18 protein-coding genes are annotated in these 18,909 nt (G+C 43.1%); 2 read left to right on the top strand and 16 right to left on the bottom strand.

The features are described 5' to 3' along the window. Positions 1-37 precede the first annotated feature (37 nt). From MBEAL2_RS08725 to surE, 4 genes are read right to left on the bottom strand one after another with little or no spacing between them, the layout of a single operon-like run. The gene (locus tag MBEAL2_RS08725; protein WP_439644843.1) at positions 38-721 is read right to left on the bottom strand and encodes a zinc metallopeptidase; all 684 of its coding nucleotides are present in this window, start codon (positions 719-721) and stop codon (positions 38-40) included. A gap of 38 nt (positions 722-759) precedes the next feature. Beyond that, positions 760-1,224 carry a MerR family transcriptional regulator gene (locus MBEAL2_RS08720; protein ID WP_047152036.1) on the bottom strand — a complete coding sequence of 155 codons (465 nt, stop codon included), beginning with the start codon at positions 1,222-1,224 and terminating at the stop codon, positions 760-762. Positions 1,225-1,275: 51 nt separating this feature from the next. Beyond that, entirely contained in the window at positions 1,276-2,358 is a 1,083-nt protein-coding gene (locus tag MBEAL2_RS08715; RefSeq protein ID WP_047151932.1) for a hypothetical protein, read from the bottom strand. A 15-nt stretch (positions 2,359-2,373) separates the two neighbouring features. Then, positions 2,374-3,204: a 5'/3'-nucleotidase SurE gene (surE, locus tag MBEAL2_RS08710; protein ID WP_052947595.1), complete on the bottom strand. Its 831-nt coding sequence runs from the start codon at positions 3,202-3,204 to the stop codon at positions 2,374-2,376. 212 nt (positions 3,205-3,416) lie between these two features. Here surE and MBEAL2_RS08705 point away from each other — a divergent pair, with 212 nt between their 5' ends. Next, complete coding sequence (locus tag MBEAL2_RS08705; protein ID WP_152667738.1) at positions 3,417-3,872, top strand: GNAT family N-acetyltransferase; 456 nt, start codon at positions 3,417-3,419, stop codon at positions 3,870-3,872. A 196-nt stretch (positions 3,873-4,068) separates the two neighbouring features. Continuing rightward, a complete protein-coding gene (locus MBEAL2_RS08700; protein ID WP_047151930.1) occupies positions 4,069-5,064 on the top strand; it encodes a zinc-dependent alcohol dehydrogenase family protein in 996 nt (331 codons plus the stop codon). Between the two features lie 144 nt (positions 5,065-5,208). Here MBEAL2_RS08700 and MBEAL2_RS08695 read toward each other — a convergent pair whose 3' ends face one another. The 12 genes from MBEAL2_RS08695 to MBEAL2_RS08635 form a co-directional block, all read right to left on the bottom strand. Continuing rightward, a complete protein-coding gene (locus MBEAL2_RS08695) occupies positions 5,209-6,513 on the bottom strand; it encodes a hemolysin family protein (RefSeq protein ID WP_047151929.1) in 1,305 nt (434 codons plus the stop codon). A gap of 245 nt (positions 6,514-6,758) precedes the next feature. Beyond that, a complete protein-coding gene (htpX, locus tag MBEAL2_RS08690) occupies positions 6,759-7,640 on the bottom strand; it encodes a protease HtpX (protein WP_047151928.1) in 882 nt (293 codons plus the stop codon). Positions 7,641-7,659: 19 nt separating this feature from the next. Beyond that, entirely contained in the window at positions 7,660-8,961 is a 1,302-nt protein-coding gene (locus MBEAL2_RS08685; protein WP_047151927.1) for a hemolysin family protein, read from the bottom strand. A gap of 83 nt (positions 8,962-9,044) precedes the next feature. Then, entirely contained in the window at positions 9,045-10,016 is a 972-nt protein-coding gene (locus tag MBEAL2_RS08680) for a sporulation protein (protein WP_047151926.1), read from the bottom strand. A gap of 44 nt (positions 10,017-10,060) precedes the next feature. Next, positions 10,061-10,489: a MerR family transcriptional regulator gene (locus MBEAL2_RS33820; RefSeq protein WP_047151925.1), complete on the bottom strand. Its 429-nt coding sequence runs from the start codon at positions 10,487-10,489 to the stop codon at positions 10,061-10,063. Positions 10,490-10,690: 201 nt separating this feature from the next. After that, positions 10,691-12,310 (bottom strand): MDR family MFS transporter, encoded by a 1,620-nt coding sequence (locus MBEAL2_RS08670; protein WP_047152034.1) that lies wholly within the window; start codon positions 12,308-12,310, stop codon positions 10,691-10,693. Between the two features lie 5 nt (positions 12,311-12,315). Beyond that, on the bottom strand, positions 12,316-12,765 hold the full coding sequence (locus tag MBEAL2_RS08665; protein WP_047151924.1) for a MarR family winged helix-turn-helix transcriptional regulator: 450 nt from the start codon (positions 12,763-12,765) through the stop codon (positions 12,316-12,318). A 380-nt stretch (positions 12,766-13,145) separates the two neighbouring features. Then, on the bottom strand, positions 13,146-14,096 hold the full coding sequence (locus MBEAL2_RS08660; RefSeq protein WP_047151923.1) for an EamA family transporter: 951 nt from the start codon (positions 14,094-14,096) through the stop codon (positions 13,146-13,148). A 266-nt stretch (positions 14,097-14,362) separates the two neighbouring features. After that, positions 14,363-15,358 carry an MFS transporter gene (locus MBEAL2_RS08655; protein ID WP_236692731.1) on the bottom strand — a complete coding sequence of 332 codons (996 nt, stop codon included), beginning with the start codon at positions 15,356-15,358 and terminating at the stop codon, positions 14,363-14,365. A 554-nt stretch (positions 15,359-15,912) separates the two neighbouring features. After that, complete coding sequence (locus MBEAL2_RS08650; RefSeq protein ID WP_047151922.1) at positions 15,913-16,107, bottom strand: hypothetical protein; 195 nt, start codon at positions 16,105-16,107, stop codon at positions 15,913-15,915. A gap of 54 nt (positions 16,108-16,161) precedes the next feature. Continuing rightward, positions 16,162-16,989: an alpha/beta fold hydrolase gene (locus MBEAL2_RS08645; protein ID WP_047151921.1), complete on the bottom strand. Its 828-nt coding sequence runs from the start codon at positions 16,987-16,989 to the stop codon at positions 16,162-16,164. 344 nt (positions 16,990-17,333) lie between these two features. Beyond that, entirely contained in the window at positions 17,334-18,890 is a 1,557-nt protein-coding gene (locus MBEAL2_RS08635; RefSeq protein ID WP_047151919.1) for a V4R domain-containing protein, read from the bottom strand. Positions 18,891-18,909: the final 19 nt, after the last annotated feature.

Here is an 18,909-nt window from a genome sequence, read left to right as displayed (position 1 = left end):
CTTATTTATAAACGGACTGCCTAAGCAGCCCGTTTTCTTAATCGTCATCACTGGAATTAAAAATCCAAACGTACTCCAGCAGCTGGAGTACGGACATGAGGGCAGCCGCTACGTATGTGAGCGCAGCAGCCCCAAGCACCTTATCTACACCGCTCTTCTCATTGCCGCCAATGATTCCTTCCGCCAGCATCAATCGCTTCGCCCGGGAGCTTGCATTGAACTCAACTGGAAGGGTAACAACCTGGAAAGCAACGGCCGCTGAGAAGAAAAGAATCCCGATCAGCAACAGGCCTGGCAGTTTAAATAAAAATCCTCCGAGCAGCAGAAACGGGGCAATGCCGGATGTCAAATTAACGAGCGGAAACATCCGGTGGCGCAGCACAAGCATACTGTAGCCTTCTTTATGCTGAATCGCATGGCCCACCTCGTGCGCAGCCACAGAAATCGAAGAAATTGAATCCCCGTAGTATACGGGTTCGGAAAGACGCACGACCTTAGAAATCGGATCATAGTGGTCGGTGAGCGCTCCGGGAACCGGTTCAATCGGAATGCTTCGCAGGCCGTTATCGTCAAGAATGTGGCGGGCGACATCCCGGCCCGTCAATCCGGACTGTGCAGGAACCTGAGACCATTTGTTGAAGTTTCCTTTTACTTTAAATTGCGCCCATACCGTCAGGGCGAAAGCTGCTAAAATAAGCGGAGTCATCCACGTAAACATCACGTCTTATCTTCCTCCTTTGTCCTCTTGCTTTCTGTTTTCTACCACGGGGTCTCCCCCAGCAAAATCATAAGTGTATGCAAAAACGAGCCGCCATGTATGGAGATTTGCCTCGCTACCATTTTCGCCTGTTTCTCATCCATTGTTTTTAAACGGGACATGAGTTCCAATAGCTTCTGTTCTAAATCGCTCATGTTCAGTTGAATTTCCTCAAGGTCCTTCTCCACATTCATGGGATCCACGGCAATGGATCGGCTTTGCCAGTGCTCGATTCGTTGTTTAATTTCTTCAAGGGTCAGTTTTTGTCTTTTTAAGCACTCAATGAACCGCAGCCTCTCTACCGCATCATCGGAATAAAGACGATAGTTAGCATGCGTGCGCTCTGCCTTCAGCAGGTGTAAATTTGTATAATAGTCAATCGTTCTTCTGCTTACGCCTGCCAGGTCTGCTAATTCGCCTATGCGATACAACTTCCCATTCCGTTTCACCCCTTTCTGTCTATACATTGATTTTACCACAAATCGAACAAACCATACAGTGGAACGTTATAGTTCTCTTTACAGACTTACATCATTCATGTAAGGGTTATTTCCTTCATCCGGCCGGTTTGCTTTGAAAACAGCTGCCAGTTTTTGCGCAGAATCTTCATCCCATTCAATATGAAGCAGCTCTCCCTTTTCATAGCCGATAATCGGGAAATACCCGCTTAAGATAGGATGTTCTTCCTCAAGCCACTGGTATTCCGTAATCGACATAAAAAGGGTCGCCAGAGGATTTTCTTCGATCTCCGAAAGGTTGATGATTTTGTATACATCAAGCAGGGGGGGACTCATGGTTACTACAAGCAGGTTCGTGTCTTCCCCTCCGCGGTTTTTTCCGTTCTTTTCCCCTACCCAGATTAGCATCTGCGCCTGTCTGGCCTCAGGGTTTGGGTGGCGCCGCATCATCCAAATGGCCCGGTATACCGAACTCATCACGCTCTCTCTCGCCCCTCCTTCCCCGAGGCGGTTCTTCATGGCATCGTAATCAAAATAAAACGAAATCCCTTCCTCTGCGAGACGCTCCATGTGTATCGCCGAGCCGGAGAGCACCCTCTCCGGTATCTCCTCCTCTTCCAGCTCATCCACCCTGTGTTCGTATGCGGCAAGCAGAAGGCTTTTCGCCTCTTCTTTTTCATCGTCAGGAAATGAGATCGCTTCGGAGTAGACGTGGATCAGTCCGGAATTGTCCAGGGCAAGGTGATGAATCCATATGCTCTCCTGTTCAAGGAAACGAACAGCAAGATAGCGCATTGTTTCGTCCTTTGTGTCAAATTGAAGCGGATACCCGAGCGGGTTGTCCGGGTCCGTGACTGCCCACAGCACAGCAATCCAGCGGCTCGCATGGCGTGAGAAATCAAGGTAAACCTGTGCTTCGGCTTGCTCTCCAAAGCTCTCGATATCATCGTAAATGATATAAATCTCCACATCTCCCGCGCCATTAAGCCGTGGAAAATACCGTATCCCCTCCTCCTCCACCGCATGGTAAATGTCATGGAAGGAAAGCCGGTTTAACGGCTCGCCCATTGTTTCATGTTCAGGCGAAATCCGGCCCATCGGTAAGTGAATTCCCGGTTTTATCAATTGCAGTGATTCATCCACAAAACATCCCCCACATCATTTTTCATTCATCGGATTTTTTTTAATTACGCTCCAGGTCTCCATCTGCTTTAGAAAGTTATAGTCCGTCGAGTCAATGTGTACCGGCGTTAATGTAATATACTGATTGCGTATCATATGATAATCATTATTACGGATGGTCCGTATTTCCCCATATTCCCTCTCCAGCCAGTATTCCGGCACTCCGGTCGCATCGGGTTTTTCATCCATCCGGTCGCGGTAATGATGCAAATCAAGCCCGGTTACCACAACACCCCGAAGTTGCTCTTCCTTTATATGGGGAATGTTAATGTTCACTAGAACATCAGCCGGAATGTCATGAATTTTTATGTCTTCTAAGATCGGGCGCAGGAGCTTTTCCACCTCACCGAAATCATGCTTATGAAAATGATTTTCATACGAAATAGCAATGGCAGGGATTTCATAAATAACGGCTTCTCTGGCCGCGCTCACTGTGCCGGAATAATAGATGTCCTTACCTAGATTCAGCCCTGCATTAATCCCGGAAATAACAAGATCAGGCTTCTCGTCAAGAATGACATTGAGCGCCATCTTCACACAATCAGCCGGTGTACCACTGACTGCCCATGCTTGTACATGCTCCATGCCATGGAAGTCAACTTTTTTTATCTTGAGCCCTTCTCTTACCGTTATGCGCTGGCCCTCCGCACTTCGCTCCGTATCAGGAGCAACGACAACGACCTCCGCCAATCCGTCAAGGGACTTCACTAGTTTATGTATACCCAGGGCTTCAATTCCATCATCATTCGTCACAACGATTTTATACATGATCGCCTTATCCTCCAGCTCGATTTTATTTTCTTCCATTGTACCGTTTCTTCCATTAAAAAGCACGAACACAGGCTTTGTATCAGAACAGTTTAGCGAAGGAGTGTACACGAAAAACAAATCTAATTGTTCACAAATTGTTTGGAAAAAGCATTTGATAGCTTTGTAAAATCCATGTATATTGAGTTAGGAATAGATATTATCAATCCATGCTAACATCCCACTATGGACTATTTTATGGATGGAGAGGAATGAAAATGAATCTTCTGGATGAGTTTGAACAAATTTTCAAGCAGAATGAAATCCCATATACACTGGAAATAAAAGCTGAAGGGCATTATGCCTACCGGACAGATGAAGAGATGCGGGATGCCGGTATTGCACCCGATAATGTCATTCTTGATATCGTTTTAGATGAAAAAAATGAAGCGCTATTTCTTGGTATGATCAGGGTTCCTCATAAAAAACGGGGCCAGAACATAGGCGCCCGTCTTGTTCAGGCTATGAAAAATTTCGCAAAGGAAAACCACTGGGTCGTTATCCTCGAAAGTGCGCCTGAAAATCTTCTGTTCTGGCAAAAAATGCATTTCTCGAGTTTTATGTACGAAACATACGGCTTCTGGATGATGGGGTACGGCGCAAAGAGCAAGCTTATCTTTAAAGTAAAATGGACACAGATGAAAAAGAATTTATACGCGGAAGTGTAAGTCTACAGCAATTTGTCAGAAAGTCTTCAGAGCAACTTTCCCCGGGCACCCCTCCTGGCAAAAATCAACTTCCCCTCTTAACGGCTCAGCAGCCGCTATTTAATGTGCAAAAGCCAGGCACTTAAAAGACAATCCTGCTTTCCATTCATTAAATTTCCTGTAAAATAAGAAAGACAGAAAAAAAGGAGTGAATGGAATGAAAGCACAGATTATTCGATCATTTGGAGGTCCATCCGTCTTTCAACTAGAAGAAATTCCAACACCGGAAATTAGACCGGGACATGTCATCATCCAGGTAAAGGCAACAAGTGTCAACCCGATTGATACGAAAGTCCGCGGCGGTGCAGTTCCGGCTGTTTCCCCTGCGTTTCCAGCTGTTCTGCACGGGGATGTGGCAGGCATCGTTACCGAAGTGGGCGAAGGCGTTACTGAGTTTACACCGGGCGATGAAGTATACGGCTGCGCGGGAGGTTTTAAAGGAACCGGGGGGGCACTGGCGGAGTTTATGCTTGCAGACGCCCAATTAATTGCTCACAAACCGAAAAACTTAGGCATGGAAGAAGCCGCTGCTTTACCGCTTGTTGCGATTACAGCCTGGGAAGCGCTATTTACCCGCGGACAACTCTCGGCCGGACAAGACATCCTTATTCATGCGGCTACCGGCGGCGTGGGACACGTGGCCATTCAGTTAGCGAAATGGGCGGGAGCGAACGTCTATACGACGGCTTCTTCACAGGAAAAGCTTGAAATTGCCGCACGCTTAGGAGCAGATGCAAGAATCAATTATAAAGAAGAGTCTGTTCAAGACTATGTTCAGAAGCATACAAATGGCAAAGGTTTCAACGTCGTGTTTGACACAGTCGGCGGTGAAAATCTGGATCGATCCTTTGAAGCCGCTGCAATGCATGGTACCGTTCTGGCGATTGCCGCCCGTTCGACCCATGACCTTTCCCCCTTGCATTCGAAAAGTCTTTCCCTGCATATCGTCTTTATGTTATTAAAGATCATAAACGAAGAGTATCGTAAACAGCACGGTGAGATTTTAAAGAAAATTACCGGGATAGTGGAAGAGGGTAAGCTTCGCCCCCTGATCGATCCAAAAGTATTTACGTTTGAGGAAGCAGACAAAGCCCACGAGTACCTTGAGTCCAAACAGGCCGTCGGAAAGATCGTGCTTAAAAACGCCTGGTAAATTATCAGTATGTTTAGATGCTTGTAGAAAATATATGGTTAAGGCATATCATTGTGATATGCCTTATTCAGGCTGTCGAGAAATACCTATCTTCAAAAAATGAAGTAGATTATGTAGATGAAAGAAAAGGGAAAATAGCAGATACTACGTTTGATTATTTACGGGTGCAACCTTCTTGATTTCGATACGCTTGATTTGTAATCCTTCGGTCTTTTGAATTTTAAACTGCCATCCTTCATGTTCTACTTGTTCTCCTTCGCGAATTTCAGTAACCTGGGTGGCAATCCAACCCCCAAGGGTATCGAACTCAGGATCAGCCTCAATTCCTGTCAGCTCTTCCACTTCAGAAAGCAGTACTTTATTGCCTACCGTGAAATGATTCTTTCCTAACTCTTCGATCGGCAGTCGTTCGTTTATATCAAATTCATCATGAATCTCCCCTACAATTTCCTCAAGGATATCTTCCATCGTCACAAGCCCTGCCGTTCCCCCAAACTCATCAATAAGAATGGCAATGGAGTTTCTCTCTTGCTGCATCCTTTGCAAAAGTCCTTCTATGGGCGTCGCTTCGTTAACAAAGAGAACAGGGCGGGTAAGATTCTTTAAATTTACATCTTCACCCTGTAAATATCTCATAAGCAGTTCTTTTGTATGGAGAATTCCAATGATATGGTCTTTATCCTCATCGGCTATTGGATAGCGTGTAAACCCTTTTTCTTTAATAGTCTTCACATTTTCCTCCCGACTAGCGTCTATATATAAACAGGCCATTTCCGTTCGTGGAACCATAATTTCACGGGCAATTCTTTCGTCAAATTTAAAAATATTATTTACATACATGTACTCGATCGCGTTAATCTCTCCACCTTCTAGACTTTCGGTAAGAATAAGGCGAAGCTCTTCCTCTGAATGGGCATGCTCGTGCTCGTTGGCTGGTTCCAAGCCAAATAAACGAGCGAACATTCTAGCCGAGCGGTTTAACAACCAAATAAACGGAAACAAGATTTTACTAAAGGCGATAAGGGGTCTTGCCACTCCTAAACTAATGCCTTCTGCTTTTTGAATGGCAAATGTCTTGGGTGTTAACTCTCCAAGAACGACATGAAGAAATGTAATAAAAGAAAAAGATAAAACAAAAGAAAGCGTATTTGCTACCTCTTCGGGAATGCCATAGTGAAGAAATAGAGGTTCAAGCAAATGGTGAACGGTCGGTTCACCCAACCACCCGATTCCGAGTGCGGTAACCGTAATGCCAAGCTGACAAGCAGATAAATATCCATCCAGGTTTTCAAGGACTCGTTGGGTGGCTAGTGCCGATTTATTTCCTTCCATTGCTAATTGATTAATTCGGGTAGGCCGTACTTTAACCAATGCGAACTCTGCCGCAACAAAGAACGCGGTTCCGACAATTAAAATTCCGACCCAGAATAAATTGATAAGATAAGTCATTTAGCTCCCGAAGGTTCACCTCCACAACTTCCTTATATATGCATGAATAAATGTCATTGTCATTTTTGTTTCTTTATTTCTTAGTTTGTACGTACTTTTACTTTTTATGTTTTACAGAGCCTTGTTCCATTAACTCATAATTTGTTCTCAAACAAAAGATAAGCAAAAGAAAGAGCCGGTTCCCTACTGGGCGGCTCTTTCTGATTAACCTAAAAATCTTATTGAACATAACTCTGTTCCTTCATTTATCTTCCTGCCTGCAGGCGTTGAATACGGTCATCCAGGTCAGGGTGACTTGCAAATAAACCAAGCCATCCTCTGCTTCCGCTAATTTTAAACGCTGCAACGGACTGCTGCTCTGTATCTATGAGTCCAGTCGTCTGTTTCAATGACTGCAAGGCATGAATCATTTTATCTCTTCCAGCCAAGCGCGCTCCACCAGCATCCGCATGGTATTCACGGTAACGTGAAAACGCCATAACCACAATGCTTCCCAAAATAGAGAAGAGAATATCAAACACGATCGCTGCAATAAAATTCACAATAGGTGCTGCTTCTTCTCGAACAAAACGTGAGGCGATATAAGCACAGATACGAGACAAAAAGACAACAAACGTGTTAACAACACCTTGCAGCAACGTCATCGTTACCATATCACCATTGGCGATATGGGCAACTTCATGCGCCAGAATGGCATCTACAGCATCGGCGTCAAAACTGTCTAATAGCCCACTGGATACGGCTACGAGTGAGCGGTTTTTAGTTGGGCCGGTCGCAAATGCGTTTACTTCCGGAGAATGGTAGATACCTACTTCAGGCATCACTTTTAGGCCAGCTTTGCGTGATAAACTATATACTTCATCAAGTAAGGTACGCTCATGTGGATGCAACGGGCCGTTTGGATCAATCACCTGCACGCCCATTGCCCATTTCGCCATCACCCGTGAAAGGGCAAGTGAGATAAGCGCACCAGAGAAACCAACCACAGCACTAAACACTAATAGTGCATTAAAGTTGATCCCCTTGTCTGTAATATAGTTTTGTACACCGAGAAGACTTGTGATAATACTAATGGTAATAATAACAAGCACATTGACTAGTAAAAACAATCCAATTCGTTTAAACATGATTTCTCCCTTTCCTTCATTATGATTGTTGAGATGTTGTTAGCTTTCTGACTTCAATCCGCTTAATTTGCATACCATCTATTTCCTGTATCTTAAATTGCCAGTCTTCACATTCCAATTCTTTTCCTTCTTCAATTTCAGAAATGTGCGCAGCAACCCATCCGCCAATGGTATCAAACTCTTCTTCTGCAGAGATTCCTGTTAATTCCCCTATCTCTGTTAGAAGCACCTTATTTTCAACAATAAAATGATTTTTCCCTACCTCTTCTATTGGCAGACGTTCATTTGTATCAAACTCATCCCGGATTTCTCCCACGATTTCTTCCAAAATGTCCTCCATTGTAACAAGCCCTGCGGTTCCACCATACTCATCGATAAGAATAGCAAGGGTCGTTCTCTTTTGCTGCATCTCTCGCAGCAGGGTTTCAAGAGGAGTTGCTTCGTTCACAAACAGTACGGGTCGAACGAGTGCTTCCAGGTCAGGATTTCCGTTATCTAAATATTTCATGAGTAATCGTTTCGTGTGAATAATCCCAATAATATGGTCTTTATCCTCTCCTGCTACTGGATAACGAGTAAACCCTTCTTGACGAATCGTCTTTAGGTTTTCTTCCAAGGTTTCGTTTATATACAAGCAGGCCATTTCGGTTCTAGGAATCATGATTTCACGGGCAACCCGCTCGTCAAACTTAAAGATATTATTCATATAGTTGTACTCGGCAGGATTAATTTCCCCACTCTCCAAGCTCTGTGCCAGAATCAAACGAAGTTCCTCTTCTGAGTGAGCCTGTTCATGTTCATTCGCAGGTTGTAAGCCAAACATCCGTACCAATAGTCTAGCTGAACCATTTAATGACCAGATAAACGGATACATGATTTTATAGAAACCGATAAGCGGCCTGGCTAGAAGTAAACTAACGCTTTCCGCTTTTTGAATCGCAAGTGTCTTTGGCGCAAGCTCTCCAAGTACAACGTGAAGGAACGTGATGAACGAAAAAGCAATGATAAAGGAAAGCGTATTGGCAAGCTGTTCAGACACATTTAATTGCAGGAACAATGGGTGCAGTAAGTGATGAACGGTTGGTTCTCCAAGCCATCCAAGCCCTAGAGCAGTGATGGTAATGCCAAGCTGGCAGGCAGACAAATATCCATCCAGATTACCTATAACGCGCTGTGCCGCAAGGGCCGCCTTATTCCCTTCCATTGCTAATTGATTAATCCGAGTTGGCCGCACCCTTATCACTGCAAATTCAGCCGCCACAAAAAATGCGGTTGCAACAATTAAAAATGCGACCAAAAGTAAGTTGATGATACTGTCCATCTATTCCCCGAAGGGCCACCTCCATAAATTTTGAGTAGTATCCAAAGACGATCTTCATTTTGTTTCTTAATTATTTTAAATGATTATTCGTCTTCTCCACCGAACATATCGTCAAAGAAGCCGCCTTCATCCGCTTCCTCTTCTCCTCCACCTAACGCCGACTCCGTTTCTCCTTCGTCACCGCCAAACATCCCATCCATTAATTCAGAAATGACCATACCACCTAAAAGCCCTGCAGCCATCCCGCCTATTGCACCGGCAAATCCACCATGACGGTGATGCTCATGCCCGTGTCCCCCATTTCCATATCCAAAGGAGTGACGATGATGCACATAAGCTTCTGGATTTTCGACCATTTCTTGTAATACCTGTTGAAGATAATCTGCAAGCTGCTGGACATTCGAGAGCAAGTCATTAGGCAAGCTAATTTCTTGTTTAATCTCTACCTCTTTACGGCCATAGGAATAAAGCTCAGCCTCGAGTAACAGGCGAATTCTATCTCTTTCAATGGCGGCGATGAACTCCACTTCCTGGACTTGTTCACGTAAGAATGTAGTCGGGAAAAATTCGAATTCCTGTGTGTACCCATCAAAGGAGCGGGAATCATGCTTCTCACGTAATCCAAGCTGTTCAAATGCGGCAATAATATTATTAAACCGGGCAGGGGGAACGACACGGATATAATCATTGTCCTGGTTATCTACCCCACCCGCAATGTCTAGATTGGTTACAAAGTAATAAGAAACCATGTGGCTTGATACCAATAATTCCTCTGATAATTGGAAAGTAAAAGGAATCGCTTTCCTTTCGGAGGCATGAATGGTAAAGGAGGAATACAACGGAATAGAGGAAACGACTTGTTTATGCTCCTGCTTTTTTGTGCGCAAATTCATAACAAAATCAACATCGATTTTATTAATAAACTGCTCAACAGCTCCTCCTTGAATCACCAGTTCCCCCTCAATTCTGTCACCCAGGGCATACTCATTATTGTGTAAGATAAGGTCAACCTTTGCAGAACCAATCCCCATCTTCGCCATGATTTTCTTTAACATCTTCCTACTCCCTTTCACCTTGTTTGTTGTCTATGATTAAAAACTTATCCCAGCAGTATCATTAAAAGTTGGGAAAGTGAAACACCTTGTATGGATAGTTTTTGCAGCAGGAGCCTACATTGTTTTTCATCTAACGCAGACAATAGAGGTCTAAGCTCCAGTAAGATTTCTTCCACTTCACGCATTTTTTCCTCGACAGTGTCAATTTTCTGGGAAACTTCCCCTAAAGACACCTGCGGATGCTCCAATACTTCTAAGCGTTCTTTAATTTCTTCCAGGGAAAACCGCTCTTTTTTATAGAATTCAATAAGCTGCAATCGTTGAAATGCCTCATCTGTGTAACATCTATAGTTTGATTCTGTTCGAGTAGGAGTAAGTAGTCCTAACTGCGTATAGTAATCAACCGTTCTCTTTGAAACATGGGCTAAATTAGCAAGTTCCCCTATACGATACAACTTCCCATCAGTTTTCACATCTCTTTCTTTATTTCAAAATATAATCGTTCCCTTAAACAATACAGTATAACGTTATGGTTTTTCTTCACTATGGTTATACGTATTACACAAATGATGAGTTTCACTTTTTTATAAAAATCTTTATTAAGTTTTTAAATCACCAGTAAAAAATGCCGCCTATTTCCGGGCGGCATTTTTTAGCTAATTTTTGTTTAGTTATTAGTTCCCAGCAATCTCCGCTTCATCCAGTGGCTTATGCCTTTTGGAATCAGACAACGTTACTTTGCCAAGGAAGAAGGAAAGTACGATCCCAATCCCTACAAACACCAATCCATACAGGAAAACTTGCTGCAGTGTATCCACTAATGTACTTTTTAAAATTGGAACAATAATCTCCTGGACATTCATCGGAATCTTCGCCATCGTTTCCGGACTTAACAGCGAGGAATACAGCCCCTGCGGTGATTTTTGAATCATCGATTCAAATTGCTGTACCATCCCGTGTGCTTGTGGCGGGAACTTCTCAAGTGTTGGAACCAACTGAGCATTCAAAAGCTTAGACGAGTGGTGGTTCATAACCGCACCGAGAATGGTCATTCCGAACGTCCCCCCGATTTGGCGGAAGAACTGGCTGGAAGAAGTGACAACACCTAACTCAGACTTCGGAAAGCTCTCTTGAAGAGCAAGCGTGAGAATGGGCATAACAAGACCCATACCAAGGCCGAGAACCGCCATGTTCACCATCGCTGTCCATTTTGTCGTGTCCATGCCCATGGTGGATAATAAGTAGAATCCGGCACCCATAAGAATCATCCCGGCTGCAATTTGCGGACGGACACCAACTTTACGAACCAGCTGGCCCCCCAGAATGCTGGCAAGCATCATCGAAAGCATCATCGGAAGCATCGCCGTACCGGATGCGGACGCGCTCACCCCGAGTATCCCCTGAAGGTACAGTGGAACAAACATAATACTTCCGAACATCCCTACAGACATTAAAAATCCAACCCCATTAATAACAGTGAACGTCCTGCTCTTAAATAAATGCATTGGCATAATCGGTTCACTAACGTTTCTCTCAATCACAACAAAAGCTGCGAGAAATACGACGGCAGCCGTAAATAGCGAAAGAATCTGCCACGAACCCCACGCATAGTCTTTTCCGCCAAACGTTAACGCAAGCAGCAGTGCGACGACACCCGCCACCATCGTAAACATGCCGCCAAGATCAATCTTAACGGGCCCGCTCACACGCTGGTTTTTCAAACCCATGCTGATAAGAATGGTTGCCAGAACACCAACAGGAAGGTTGATGTAAAAAACCCAGCGCCAATTTAAAGAGTCGACAATCCATCCGCCCACCTGCGGGCCCAGAATAGAAGAAAGGCCGAATACCGCCCCGAAAACCCCTTGCATTTTCGCTCGGGCTGAACCTTCGAAGATGTCCCCAATGACAATCATCGCCATCGGCATCATTACACCGCCTCCGATACCCTGGATGGCACGGAAGATAATGAGCTGATTCATCGTATCCGCCATGCCGCAAAGAGCGGAACCGGCGATAAAAATGACAAGGCCTGTAACATAGACGGATTTACGGCCGATTAAATCGGCTAATTTCCCTGCAATAGGAACGACGGCCGTGGAACAAAGCATATAGGCTGTAGTCAGCCAGGTCATGACACTTAGTCCGCCGAGATCCCCCACAATACGCGGCATAGCCGTACCGACAATCGTATTATCCAGCGCTGAGAAAAGCATGGCAACAAGAAGCCCAAAAACCAGTACGCCCCGTTTCTCGTTCCCTTGCTGCAGGCTTATCGCAGCTGTGTCTTGCATTGTACTCAATTACCATCATTCCTTTTTTCTGTTGTTATCCGAGCCAGCTTCTCGTAAATGCTTACGAGTGACTCCAGTTCTTCTTGCGAGAGGTGCTGCAAATACTTCTTGATGACTTCTTTTCGGTTCTCCTCCGCTTGCTTCAGCGTTTCCCGTCCTTGTTCTGTTAGTAACGTATATACGATCCTGCGGTCCTTTTCGTCGCGTTCACGCCTGACGAGCCCGTTTTGGCAGAGTCGGTCAATCATGACGGTGATGCCGCTCGGCTTTACACCCATCGAATCTGCTAATTCTGTGACCATGCATTTTTCTTTCTTTGAAAGAAGATGAAGGATAAAGAACTGCGGACCCGTAAGGCTGGACTCCATCCCTTCAATCAATTCAGGCCTCAGTTTTCTCATGGTCGTTGTAAAAGCTGATTCCAACCGGTCCATATAAGAGTTTAAGTCATCCATAAAAATCTCCCTACACTTTTCATTTATATAAATTAAAATTTATATTATATATTATTTAACACACCTAAATAATATTACAAGTTATACCTTTCGTCAATAGGAACTACTAAAGCCTGTACAATAAAGAAAACTTGGCTAGTGTCAAGCCGCAGGCGCTAACGATAGCTTTAGTTGCACTTCACCTTGTACATCCGCTAGGTATTTTACTACGGTTGATACGAGCGGCGTTATATCATTTTGCCCATTTGAAGTAGGATTTTAAATGATAGTCCTTTATGAAGGCTTGGATAATAAGCTCCCATTCTACAGGAAGTTGTGCCTCAATGGCCCACGGGCCTGATACACGGAAGCGATCGTTTCTGCACCTTCAATCTCTCAGATTAGTACAAAATAATTGTGCTAATTCCTACCAAGACCATTACAATACCTATTATCGTTATCCTTGTGATTCCCTCCTCATTTTTCAGCAAAAAGTAGCTGAGCGGGGCGACCAGCAAAGGGGTTGACATGGTAATTAAATTAGCAATCGAGATGGGCATGTACCACATAGAAGCAATGACGAGAATTTGGGCTGTAATTGTTAGAATTCCGCTAATTACATAGAGAAGAACCCCTTGTCTATCCGCTTGGTTTAGTTGTTTCCAAACATTTTTTGTATTTGAATTGGTTACGAAATGTAAGAATAACCCCATAGCAGCACCAATTAGCCCTCCCAAAATCGGCTCATTCCAATGCGCAATACCGGCCCCACGCAACACATTGCCGATTGCATAGGAAAGCGTACTAAAAACAGCTAAAAAAATACCGGATTTTAACAATGAATTCCAGTGGAATGCCTTTTTTGTGGTTTTCGGATCGACTTCGATCAGTTCCATGGCAATGGCAGTTTGGTTTCTAGTAAAGGCATGCGGATTATAGCTGACTAAAAACAATCCAAACAGTACAACTATAATAGATACGATGTCAAAGACAGCTAATTTCTCCCCCATAAATGCCCAGGCGATTAGAATAGTAAACAACGGGTTGCTGACTTGAAATGTGCTAGCTTTAGCTGGACCTAAGATTGCAATGGAATCAAAGAAAAACCACCGTCCCAGGTAAGTATTAAAAAAACCCGCAGCTAAAAAAAGGAGAAAACCGAGCATATTCCATTGAATTGCATTTTCTCTGAAAAGTAATTGTCCGAATAACAGCAGCAAAGAAAAGAGAACATTTACCGTAACCGAAATAAGAAACCCTAAATGTAAATTCAAACGAGAAGAAGCTACCTTTGTCAAAATAATGTTACAGGAAAATAACACGAGGGCCGAGATAGCCAAAAACTCTCCCATCCATTACTCCTCCTTTATATATTGAATATTAGACAAATGTTTTAACGCGAAACCACCGAGTCAGGTGAAGCTTCTTTGACATTCCGGTCTGGAACCGTGTAAACCATTCTTGCACATGATAAAAGTAACGAACCGCAGCAATAAGAAAGTGAGTGGAACAAAAATCCTACCTAGTATGACTCATAACGCCACTCGTTTCTTCCTGTGAGTGAACGACTTTGCCCTCCTCTCGTCTATCTTTCTCATCCTCCATGCGTAATGGTTCCTCATTTCCGATTTGGCTCATTCGGGTAAAATATGCCCCTAAAAGAAGAACAACACCACTGAACAAAAAAATCGACGAAACACCAAGTAATCGACCTACAGCCCCAAAGAAAAAAAGGCGAAATAAATTGAGAAGCACGGTTAAAAGTCAAGCGCATCCCCAGAACCTCCCCTTGCCTTTCAATAGGGCTCGTGTTCATCGCATACACTAGGCTAAGTGGCTGTCCAAGTCCCAAGCCCGCGCCTAGAAAAATGGCGATTATACCGAACAGAATAGGCCAAGAAGTCAGTGGGAAAGACATATAGGCAATTCCGCTAATGACTAATGTCGTTGTTAATACCCTTCCACGGCCAAATGCTTGCACCAATCGAAACTGCATAACTCGGACAAAAATGGACATCGCCGCCATAAGAGACAAAACAATCCCGATGCCGCTAGCGGTCATTCCTACGCTGGTTGCAAATACCGGAAAATAGGCTACAAACAAATCTTTAGAATATAACACTAAACCACTGATAATGAGAGCTTTTCGCAAATCATCGTGGCGTAACATCTTCCATGAAGAGGACTTACCTTCCGGATTTTTTACTTCTTTAGCCGCACCGCTTTTCCATCCTTCTCTAGGAATTAGAAAACCAATCAGCAAGGCCACGCCGATAAAAACAGCTGCCGTCATAAACGAAAAGCGAAAACCGAAGTGTTCATAACTAAATCCCGTTACGATTGGGCCAATCAATTCTCCGGTCGATCCAGTAAGACTAAATATGGCAATTAATTTATCCCGGTTCCCCGGCAGATTCCCAACTGTTTTTTGTAAAGAAACAAGAACACATATCTGACAAACTCCCATTAACAATTGGGAGAAAAAGAGAGTGGTCAAATTGGGAAACAAGATGGGAATAAAGACCGCCAACATCATTCCTGTACTTCCCAACAAGCAAATGCTCCGCGCTCCGTAGATATCCAGCCATTTCCCAACCTTAACCGCTAAAAGCATCGGAAAAAATGCCTACGCGGAAACTAAGAATCCGATTACGGCAACTGACGCTCCTTGGGCATCAGCAAATAAAGATACGATAGGGCGTGTTCCCTGCAAGGAAACTGAATACAAGGTTTGGATTAATAAAAAGTAATAGAGAACCAAAACACCCTCCTTCTTTCTACCTGATTTTATAGAGAATATGATATTTAACATATTAATAATAATTTCATTTTATAGGCTATACAAGCACAGTGAACCGTTATACGGAACAGTCATTTTTTTCTCTACTTTCCACCTCAACAGAGAATCACTTAAACTCTTTGCTTGCTGGTTCAAATTAGAATTGGGCGCATACGCCGGATAAAAGATTTGGTTGATTAAAAACAACGAAGAGCCAGGAAGAAAATAACTTCCTTCTCAAGTAGTAGAGTCAGGAAATGAAAAACTCCAACATAGATAATGTTGGAGTTTTTCATTTCTAATTAGACTGTATATTCTTCTAAGGCAGATTTAGCAAAAAGGTCTTCTACTTCCAGTTGTTTCTTAATCATGCCTTGCTCATACGAATATTAGATCGCCGCTTCGAGTGTTTTGCGGTTCTTTTCCAAACCACACGGCCAGAAGTCATCCCCCATCAGTTCTCGCGTTCTCTCCACTTCTGCAATGAGCCAGGGCAGGGTTGCTTTCGCCGCTGTCGTCTGATAAAGGTCCTGGTAAACCTTGTTTTTCGCTTCAACAAAGGCCTGATATAGATTGTAGGCCACCCAGGGATGGCGTTCCAGGATTTCATCCTTAACGTCCTTTTCTAGCTGTACCTTTTATGGTTTCATTCTATTTAAAAATTGAATTACCTGGTCAGTGAAGGCTTGTGTCTTCTCGATTTGCGTCCAATGTCCGCATTGTGAGAATACATGAAGTTCTACATCTGGCAATAGCTGTGCCATTTTCCAGCTTGTTTCCTTCAGTGGGATGATACGGTCTTCTCTTCCATGAATCAACAGGGTCGGAATGTTTAATTCTCTTAGTGCACCCTCACTCAGAGCTAGAGCATCAACATGCCGTTGACGTGGAGCTGGGAACATAGCTGAATAGGCTTCCTGGAATCCTTCCTGGATACTTGCCTGATAACGTAGTTCGACTAAATCATCGTTATCTGCCATCGACTGGTCATAAGAAAAGGTGCGGATAAGGCGTTTCATATTTTCAAAATTAGGAGTGTAACCCCAAACATGGTCCAATTCTTCCGTAATTGGAAAGGATAAGCCAACGCTTCCCATCAGAATAAGTTTACGAATTAAATCCGGGCGGCGTTGGGCAAGATGAAGCGCCAAAGCTCCTCCCATAGAATTACCGAGAATTGATACATTATTCAGCTTCATCGCATCTATAAAGGAAATCATGTGGCTTACCCACAAATCAACCGAATATTGGATGCCTTCAGGCCGTTTCGTGTAGCCGAATCCAACGACATCAGGAGCATATAAATGAAACTGGTCAGACAAGATTGGAAATACCAATCGCCAGTTCGCCCAGGCTGATACTCCTGGTCCAGATCCATGAATTAACAGCAGTGGCTCCCCTTCGCCCCCTTCATGATAATGGGTTTGTATCCCGCCTGCCTCCACATACTTTCCTTGTTCAACCATTCACCCAACACTCCATTCCTTAAATTTTTTAGAAAAGATAAATCCGACATTATAGGAAGAAGCGAAGCATCTGTTAGAGAAAACGGATGTTTCGCTTCTTCTGTTTGTTCATTACATGGTGATTATCAGGAATAAACAGTTTTACTTTTGCTTTTTGATTACAAAAGAAACAAGAGATATTCATGTTTTCCGGGATTCTTTTGACATGAGGAACAGGAAGTTTCCGTAGACCTTGAGTAACATGGTCTTGGCAAACCATAAGCATTATAATGCTCCCCCCCACATATTTATCTATTCGATTTCCTACAAGATAAACTTCTGTTTTTCTCCTTTCCGCCCGAATCTCAATCTTCTATACTCAATTCTCCTAAGACAATGAGGGATTGTAAGGCCAAGTAAATTTGGTGTCCTATATGTGTCTCACTAAAATCCAATTGCAAGATTTGGTTTAAGCGTTGGAGCCGATACCGCAAACCACTAACTGAAAAATTCATTGTCCGTGCAGTCTTGTGTACATTGCAAGAATTATTTAAGTAATGGTACAGTGTTTTGGTAAGTTCCATATTTTTAAATTTATCTTCTTTGATTAAATTTCCAAGTGTTTTATATGCAAATTTATGCAAGGTATCCGAATCTCTAGTTTGAAATAAAATGCCCACAATGCCTAGATTATCAAAAAATACAATGTCTTGGTTCTGAACGGCAATTCTCAGGCAAGCCATGCTTTCCTCATAGAGGTTTAAGGCGTCTTCTATAAAGCGGGAAGTTGAACTGATTCCCAATTTAAACTGGCACTTTGAATGCTTTCGCATGCAATAGCGGATTAATGTTCGGCATAGTTCTTCTTTTTTCGCTTGTTCCTGTAACTCTTCATTCTCCGACAATAAAACAATCACATTTCCAGATTTCTGACCAACTAATACGTTCATGTTTCTTTTTTTAAAGAAGGTAGCTATTCCAGTAATAAGCTGATCATTAAATTCCAACTCTTCTTCAATCGTTTTATGGTTACTAAGCCGATTAAAGGCAATCATGAAGAAACCGCTTCCATGTACATGGAAATCAATGTGGTGGGCTCTTTTTATAACCTCATCAAGCGTAATTTGCTTGCTTAGTATGTCTTCCAATAAACTTCCTCTCATCCGCTGTTCCGTATGAATTCGTGTCCGTTCATTTAATAGATAAAGAGAACAGGCCATCGTGGCATGTTCAAGGACCATTTTGTCTACTTCCTGCAAACTCTCCTGCTTATAGAGAAAGGAACAATAACCAACAATTTTCTGGCGAAGGTAAATAGGTGAGATGATTCGCCTATGTGTGGATGATAATTCCAGCAAAATGGTTTTCTCCATATGGCTAATAGAAGTTGAATGATTAATTGCCCTGTGCTGCTTTATTTCTTCTGAAAAATTCTGGGCTTCCCGTAACGTAATCCCCCCGCAGGATATAACATTTAAACCTCTATCCTCAATAATGACGGGCATATTGGTAATCTGGTATAATACATTGGCTATGGATGTTAAATCGTGTTCCCGCAAGATTTCTTTCATCAATTTTTGATGGACGCCATAAGCCTTATTTAAATTATCTCGCTCAACCTTTAATTTTTTATAAGTTTGATCCAATTCGTCAATAATATTATTTACTTCGTAATATTTTAGCTCTTCACTAATGTCTTCTTGCCATTCTTCTATAGTTTTGCCTATCCAATGACAATGTGTATCTCCCATCCCTTGACATTGTATTTCTTTGACGATAACTTTCTTTCCCATCACTGTTGATAGATAACCACTGGCATAACCAATTAAAGTATTACAAATGGGATAATCACTATGACCAAAAAGCTTTACATGTTCTTGTGCTTCATAGGAATTCTTCCAATATCCTTCAAAGTGCAGCAATCCCTGGTTGATATCAACC

The sequence above is a fragment of the Aneurinibacillus tyrosinisolvens genome, assembly GCF_001015055.1.
Classification (GTDB): domain Bacteria; phylum Bacillota; class Bacilli; order Aneurinibacillales; family Aneurinibacillaceae; genus Aneurinibacillus_A; species Aneurinibacillus_A tyrosinisolvens.
Note: the sequence above shows the minus strand (reverse complement) of the source record. Positions and strands in the feature narration are given on the sequence as shown.

What these genes read in the sequence shown, in the direction of transcription:
- MBEAL2_RS08720 (WP_047152036.1), bottom strand. Translation starts at nt 1,224, where the DNA reads ATGTATAGACAGAAAGGGGTGAAACGGAATGGGAAGTTGTATCGCATA.
- surE (WP_052947595.1), bottom strand. Translation starts at nt 3,204, where the DNA reads ATGGAAGAAAATAAAATCGAGCTGGAGGATAAGGCGATCATGTATAAA.
- MBEAL2_RS08705 (WP_152667738.1), top strand. Translation starts at nt 3,417, where the DNA reads ATGAAAATGAATCTTCTGGATGAGTTTGAACAAATTTTCAAGCAGAAT.
- MBEAL2_RS08700 (WP_047151930.1), top strand. Translation starts at nt 4,069, where the DNA reads ATGAAAGCACAGATTATTCGATCATTTGGAGGTCCATCCGTCTTTCAA.
- MBEAL2_RS08695 (WP_047151929.1), bottom strand. Translation starts at nt 6,513, where the DNA reads ATGACTTATCTTATCAATTTATTCTGGGTCGGAATTTTAATTGTCGGA.
- htpX (WP_047151928.1), bottom strand. Translation starts at nt 7,640, where the DNA reads ATGTTTAAACGAATTGGATTGTTTTTACTAGTCAATGTGCTTGTTATT.
- MBEAL2_RS08685 (WP_047151927.1), bottom strand. Translation starts at nt 8,961, where the DNA reads ATGGACAGTATCATCAACTTACTTTTGGTCGCATTTTTAATTGTTGCA.
- MBEAL2_RS08680 (WP_047151926.1), bottom strand. Translation starts at nt 10,016, where the DNA reads ATGTTAAAGAAAATCATGGCGAAGATGGGGATTGGTTCTGCAAAGGTT.
- MBEAL2_RS08670 (WP_047152034.1), bottom strand. Translation starts at nt 12,310, where the DNA reads ATGCAAGACACAGCTGCGATAAGCCTGCAGCAAGGGAACGAGAAACGG.
- MBEAL2_RS08665 (WP_047151924.1), bottom strand. Translation starts at nt 12,765, where the DNA reads ATGGATGACTTAAACTCTTATATGGACCGGTTGGAATCAGCTTTTACA.
- MBEAL2_RS08660 (WP_047151923.1), bottom strand. Translation starts at nt 14,096, where the DNA reads ATGGGAGAGTTTTTGGCTATCTCGGCCCTCGTGTTATTTTCCTGTAAC.
- MBEAL2_RS08655 (WP_236692731.1), bottom strand. Translation starts at nt 15,358, where the DNA reads ATGCTTTTAGCGGTTAAGGTTGGGAAATGGCTGGATATCTACGGAGCG.
- MBEAL2_RS08645 (WP_047151921.1), bottom strand. Translation starts at nt 16,989, where the DNA reads ATGGTTGAACAAGGAAAGTATGTGGAGGCAGGCGGGATACAAACCCAT.